5 protein-coding genes and 2 pseudogenes are annotated in these 5,958 nt (G+C 57.6%); 6 read left to right on the forward strand and 1 reads right to left on the reverse strand.

What is annotated here, in order from left to right:
- Positions 1-676 (forward strand): NAD(P)-dependent alcohol dehydrogenase (locus Q1B15_RS16755; protein ID WP_299755785.1); only part of this gene is annotated, 676 nt, incomplete at its 5' end.
- A 23-nt stretch (positions 677-699) separates the two neighbouring features.
- Here Q1B15_RS16755 and Q1B15_RS16760 read toward each other — a convergent pair.
- On the reverse strand, positions 700-1,671 hold the full coding sequence (locus Q1B15_RS16760; RefSeq protein WP_299755788.1) for an NAD(P)-dependent alcohol dehydrogenase: 972 nt from the start codon (positions 1,669-1,671) through the stop codon (positions 700-702).
- 495 nt (positions 1,672-2,166) lie between these two features.
- Here Q1B15_RS16760 and Q1B15_RS16765 point away from each other — a divergent pair, with 495 nt between their 5' ends.
- The 5 genes and pseudogenes from Q1B15_RS16765 to Q1B15_RS16785 form a co-directional block, all read left to right on the forward strand.
- Positions 2,167-3,111, forward strand: coding sequence for a calcium/sodium antiporter (locus Q1B15_RS16765; protein WP_299755789.1), 945 nt, complete (start codon positions 2,167-2,169; stop codon positions 3,109-3,111).
- 66 nt (positions 3,112-3,177) lie between these two features.
- On the forward strand, positions 3,178-3,573 hold the full coding sequence (locus Q1B15_RS16770) for a pentapeptide repeat-containing protein (protein ID WP_299755791.1): 396 nt from the start codon (positions 3,178-3,180) through the stop codon (positions 3,571-3,573).
- A 463-nt stretch (positions 3,574-4,036) separates the two neighbouring features.
- Positions 4,037-4,237: a hypothetical protein gene (locus Q1B15_RS16775; RefSeq protein ID WP_299755794.1), complete on the forward strand. Its 201-nt coding sequence runs from the start codon at positions 4,037-4,039 to the stop codon at positions 4,235-4,237.
- Positions 4,238-4,346: 109 nt separating this feature from the next.
- A pseudogene (locus Q1B15_RS16780) lies at positions 4,347-5,615 on the forward strand (DUF2254 domain-containing protein).
- Positions 5,616-5,828: 213 nt separating this feature from the next.
- Positions 5,829-5,958 (forward strand): annotated as a pseudogene (locus Q1B15_RS16785) (IS6 family transposase); the annotation flags it as partial.

Here is a 5,958-nt window from a genome sequence, read left to right on the forward strand (position 1 = left end):
GGGCGACCTTGTGTTGGTGCGGGGCGGCTTCGCAGAATATGCCTGCGTCGCTGCCGCGGATATGGCTAAGGTGCCAGACGAGCTTTCTGATGAGGTTGCGGCTTGTTTGCCTCAGGCTGGCGGTATCGCGGTTGCGGGAACAGACGGTCTAAAATCGGGCGACAGGCTTTTGATCAATGGGGCCGGTGGCGGATCGGGAACCATGGCGCTGCAACTGGCGAAAGCGGCAGGTGCGCATGTCACCGCTGTGGACAACGCCAGCAAGATCGATTGGCTGAGGTCCTTGGGGGCCGATGAGGTTATTGATTACCGCGCGCAGGATTTTGCCCGAACTGGCCAGCAATGGGACCGGATTTTGGACATGGTCGCCACGCGCGGCCCGGCCAAGATCGCACCGGCTCTGTCCGATGGGGGCATCTACAGGGCGTTGGGCGGCAATGTGGGAGTCTTGCTGTCACTCGTGTTTGGCGGTCTGCGATTTCGTCTTCAGAATAAATCTATCGGGATGTTGATGGTTCCCAGCGGACGGAAGCTGACGGAACGCGTCGCGCAAATGGCCGTCGCGGGGAAGATCGAACCGCATCTGGAGGCCGTGTTGCCTCTGTCGTCGGTTCCAGAGGCTTTGCGGCGTACTGGCTTTGGTGACGTGAAAGGCAAACTGGTGATCAAGCTTTGATGTCAGGCCGCCGCCGTGCCTTTCTATTGAACGTCGATCACAACGATTCCAGTCTTTTGCCCCGTTTCCACATATCGGAAGGCCTCGGCGATGTCTTCCAAGGGATAGCTGCGATCAAAGACGCCCCTGAACCGGTCTTCTGCCATCAGTTCTGCGAGATACCGGACGAATTCTGGTGCGTTCTCCGGGTAAGGGACCCGCACGCGGCGGCTGCCCGTGATCCCGAACCAGATACCCAGAAGGATGTTTGACCAATAGGGGCCAAGATCAGTCGCGGCGAATATCCCGTTCTGGTTCAGTAGCCTGCGGCAGGTGAACCAAGAGATCTTCCCCACGGCGTCGAAGACCAAATCGAAGGTTTCAGCGATGCTGGTGAAACCTTCATCTTCGTAGTTGATGATCCTGTCCGCGCCGAGCCGCTTGGCAAGGTCCAGGTGCCGCGTTCCGACGACGGCCGTCACCTCCGCACCCCGAGATTTGGCCAGTTGAACCGCAGCGGTTCCAATGGCCCCGGACGCGCCGTAGATCAGACACCGTTGGCCCTCTGAAAGCAGACCGGTCGTTGAGCTGGCATACCATGCGCCCTCACCGACCACCGCCTCGTCAAAACGAAGATCTCTGGGAATGTGGGCGAGCGCCCCGTCGGCTGGCAGGCAAAGGTATTCCGCATGGGCGCCGAATCTCTCAGGCAAAAGGCCAAAAACCCGGTCGCCCGACTGAAAAGCGGTCACGCCGTCGCCCAGCCCATCCACGATCCCAGCAAAATCCATACCGAGCGTCTGCATTCTCGGGCGCAGAAGCCCTGTCATCGCCCGGGCAAAGAACGGGTGCGCCCGAAGTGTGGCGGTGTCGGTGCGGTTAACCGTCGTCGCGCGTACCCGCACCAGGATTTCACCCGGCGCCGGTCGCGGGACAGGCACCTCCTGAAGTGAGAGCCTTTGCGGTGGCCCGTACCGGCGGAAGATTACCGCCTTCATCATCGCTGCGTCGGTCATACCGCCAGATTACCGGATTCATTTCGCTTTGTCGGAATTTTGAGGGGCTGGTATTCACAGCATCAAACCCCGCGAAGGGCCTTGTCAGATTGAACTGATCCGGTAAGTTTCGACATAGGAATTTCAGTGCTGATCGCCGTCGCCTGCTTGGCTCTAGTCAAGCAAATAAGGAAAAGTGGATCCTGCACCACAGAGGGTAGGCAGGGAAGAACGGGCCCCAACTTTTCTTCTGACAGCACCCTTGGAAGGGCTCGATGCAGTCATTCGCCGCGGACCGAACCAATGACCGCTCTGCAGATCTAGCTGGCTTTCGCGGCAGCTGCTCCAAAGTCAGCTTTAGCAAACCCTTTTTTGATTATTGAGGTGGGGCGACAATTAAATGTTCTACGAGAACCCTTGAATGTTGGATGGCTGGCAACCCATTTCCCTTACCAAGGGCATCGAACCGCGCATCCCATGCGCTCGCCGACCTTATATGACAGGACGGTCAGATAGATGGTCTATCTCCAGCTTTTTCTCGGGTTTGCCCTGCTTGTTGCTGGTGGTGAGGCTTTGGTGCGAGGTGCGGTATCCGTAGCCTCGCAGTTAGGAGTATCCCCTCTCCTGATCGGCCTGACGCTTGTTGGTTTTGGAACCTCGACACCGGAACTGGTCACAAGTTTGCAAGCGGCCTATGGCGGATTTCCGGGCATCGCGATCGGCAACGTCGTCGGATCGAACATTGCCAACATTCTCCTGATCCTTGGCGTAGCAGCGGTGATCATGCCGCTGTCCATTGATCCTGTCTCTTTTTGCCGTGATGGGGCGGCCCTTGCAATCGCGACCATGCTCGCTGTCGGCGTAATCCTTATCGGGTCACTCTACCAGTGGATGGGGGCTGTCCTGATCCTCGCGTTGCTGGCTTATCTCTTGGTCGCATACCTAAGCGATCGTGCCACCGTCGCAGCAAGCGAAGCTCCAGATTTCCCTGAAAGCACCTCAATGCCCGGCCCGATTTGGATAGCACTTGGTTTGGCGTTCGGCGGGATCGCAGTGACGATCGTGGGGGCTCGATTGGCGGTAGACGCAGCGGTGACACTCGCACTTCTTTGGGGAATGAGCGAGACGGTCGTGGGGCTTACGGTTGTCGCTGTAGGGACCTCGCTGCCCGAACTGGTGACGTCCGTCATGGCGGCGCTGCGGCGCGAATCCGGCATTGCCTTCGGTAACGTCATCGGGTCGAACATCTACAACATCCTGGGCATCTTGGGCATTACCGCACTCGTCTGGCCGATTCCAATCCCGCCGCAGATCGCACAGCTCGATGTATGGGTCATGTCGACGGCCACAATTGCACTGATCGTTGCGGTCGTGGCCTGGAGACGGATCGGACGCTGGACCGGCCTCGTTTTCCTAGGTGCCTATGCCGCCTACAACGGATGGCTGGTCTCGGGGGTATAGACAGCGCTTCATGTTGGCTCTGCTCGTAGGAACCGCTCATCATACTGGCGCAAGAAAGAACGACGAATGAACACTATGAGCCAAACAATCCTCGGGCTGATGATCGCAGGTATCCTCGCGGCTGCCTCCACTTTTGCATTCTATGCCAGAAGCTTAGATCAATCTGCCGACGTTAAAATGCTCGGCAACTGTGAGGGTTGCGTATTCGATGGGCAGGACTTCTCTGAGCGTAAATTAATGGGCATCAATCTCGCCTCTGCCCAGTTGAGCAATATCGTATTCGACCGTGCGGCCATGAACATCGCGATTTTTGACGGAGCGAGCCTGCGCGGTGTGAGCTTCGTTGGCTCGGACCTCAGCGGTGCAAGCTTCGTCGGATCGCAGCTCGAAAACGTGACGTTTGGTGGTGCAGGCCTCAGTGGTGCCGTCTTCGAGGGGGTAGTGTCGCAAAATCCAGCATGAATTGAGGTGGGGGCTGCAGCCGGGCACAAGGCCCACACTCCAAAGCTCTTTCCCTCATCGCGATGATATCCCTGATTGCAGTGCACAGGGTGATGCAATCAGTGTGCGTTCCGGTCATTTCCGATTTGATGAGGGCAGAGCGGCCTTTGCCGCCACATTCAAGGAGATGTCGGATGAGACTCGGGATTGCCGCACGTTCGGTGATATTGGCTGTCGCAGCCTCGGTGAAGGCCAAAACGGCGTTGCCGCACGCTGCACACTGATCCATGTCAATCGTCATCTACCTCGATGTGCTAAGCTCAGCGAGGTAGATGACGATTGACCATTCTTCGAGCAGATAGGAATGCAATGAACCGGATCGTATACGTCGTCGGCCTTGTGGTCATCGTCTTGTTCATCCTGGGCTTTTTCGGCCTTCGCTGAGTGCAGAAATTTTCGTAACTGAACAATTGGAGGCAAAGCGATGATCCGCGATAAAACCCCAAAACCCGACGACTTCGACCACGCCCTTGGTGCCAAAGGCACAGTCTCCCAAGCAGGGCGTTCTGGTGGGCGTTTGCCGCGTGACATCGGCACGCGGGATGAGTTGAAGCGCGCCAACGAACGCCCCGCAGGCAAGACCCGTGTCACCAAATCCGACGAAAAAGACGGGCGGTCGGAGTGACTGCAAAGCCTCAAGGATCATCTGATCAACGCATTCGAAGCAGACATGTCGTTCGCGAGACAAGGTGAAATGAGCCCATGACAGTTTCCCGGCCGGGGTGCGGGAAATGATGCGCGGCCATTTCAAATTCATTTCAAGAATATGGGACCGACTGCATAGCAGTTTTTGGTTTCTACCGTCGGTCATGGCAATTTTTGCCATGGCAACGGCCATCGTTCTGATCCTGCTGGACACCCTCGAGGCGTCACGGCTTGGATGGATCGACGAATGGACCTATGCCTTTGGCCCGGAGAGTGCGCGCGCGATCCTGTCGGCTATCGCGGGGTCCATGATCACTGTCGCCGGCGTCACATTCTCGATGACAATGCTGACCCTGCAATTGGCATCTTCACAATTTGGCCCCCGAATGCTGCGCAATTTCATGCGGGATCGCGGCAATCAGATTGTGCTTGGAACGTTCCTCTCCACCTTCGTCTATTGCCTGTTGGTCCTTGCTTCCGTTCGGGGAAGCGGTAATTCCTACTTCGTGCCGCTGATCGCCGTAATGTTCGGTTTGATCCTGGCAGTCGCGAGCCTTGCGACGCTCATCTACTTTATCCACCACATTGCGACCTCAATCCGCATCGAGACCATTCTGGCCGATCTTGCGGCAGAGGCCTGCAAGACCGTTGAGCGCGTATTCCCGGAGCCCGTCCATACGTCAGCGCCTTTTCCCGAGACACTGATGGCGGAGGCTCTGCCGCCAGATTTTGACGACGACAGCCGGTCTGTGGTCGCGTCAGGCAGCGGCTACATACAGTCGATCGATCTTGACAGGATACTGCAGGTCGCCAGCGACAATGATCTTGTTGTCCGGGTAGGGGGTCGGATCGGCAATTTTGTTCCCAATACTGGGTCACTTGTCGTTGCATCCCCCTATGGCCGGGTCTCCGAAGCTGTTGCTGACGACCTTCGCAATGCGTTCTCGTTTGGTCAGGAGCGCACGCCCGAATACGATATCGAGTTCTCGCTCAGGCGGATTGTGTAAATTGCGCAACGTGCCTTGTCGCCGGGGGTAAACGACCCGACAACCGCGCTTTATTGCCTGGATCGGCTGGCCGAGGTGCTTGGGCTTTTGGCAGATCGGCATTTCCCGTCGGGCCGGATCACGGATCAGGACATGAAACTGCGGGTCGCTTTTGCACCGGTTAGCTTCGCAGATTTGGCCTGTCCGGCGTTCGCGGCGATTGCCCGGTACGGGATCAGCGATGACGATCTTGTCGCACGATTGCTGGATGTCATGGAGAGATGCAGCGGCGGCGCGCCCACGTCGGATCGCGAGACGATCATGCGCCTCCATGATGCGATCAGGCTGGAAAGCGCTGCTTCAAGTTTCTGAGACGTGATGAAGGCGACGCAACCAGCCCGTTCGTGATTGGCGACTCCTAACTCGACGCCGAGTCGCGCATCAGAAATTTGGCCAGACGCGCGATGGTAGGCCCTTGCACGATGATTGAGACGACGACAACAATGAACGTTGCGGTGAGGATCAGGGGGCATTGTCAGAGCAAATCTGCTTGAGGCGGGCAGGGTGGTTTCGCAGCCATTGTTCGTGACGAAAACAGGCCCTTTCAAGGGTTTTCACAGTAGCCCGGAGATCATCCGCCTGGCGGTCATGATGGACGTTCGCTTTCCCCTTTCGCTCCGCAATGTCGAGGACCTGCTGCACGAGCGCGCCGTCG

It is taken from the genome of uncultured Boseongicola sp. (assembly GCF_937988555.1).
GTDB lineage: Bacteria > Pseudomonadota > Alphaproteobacteria > Rhodobacterales > Rhodobacteraceae > Boseongicola.

What these genes read in the sequence shown, in the direction of transcription:
- Q1B15_RS16760 (WP_299755788.1), bottom strand. Translation starts at nt 1,671, where the DNA reads ATGACCGACGCAGCGATGATGAAGGCGGTAATCTTCCGCCGGTACGGG.
- Q1B15_RS16765 (WP_299755789.1), top strand. Translation starts at nt 2,167, where the DNA reads ATGGTCTATCTCCAGCTTTTTCTCGGGTTTGCCCTGCTTGTTGCTGGT.
- Q1B15_RS16770 (WP_299755791.1), top strand. Translation starts at nt 3,178, where the DNA reads ATGAACACTATGAGCCAAACAATCCTCGGGCTGATGATCGCAGGTATC.
- Q1B15_RS16775 (WP_299755794.1), top strand. Translation starts at nt 4,037, where the DNA reads ATGATCCGCGATAAAACCCCAAAACCCGACGACTTCGACCACGCCCTT.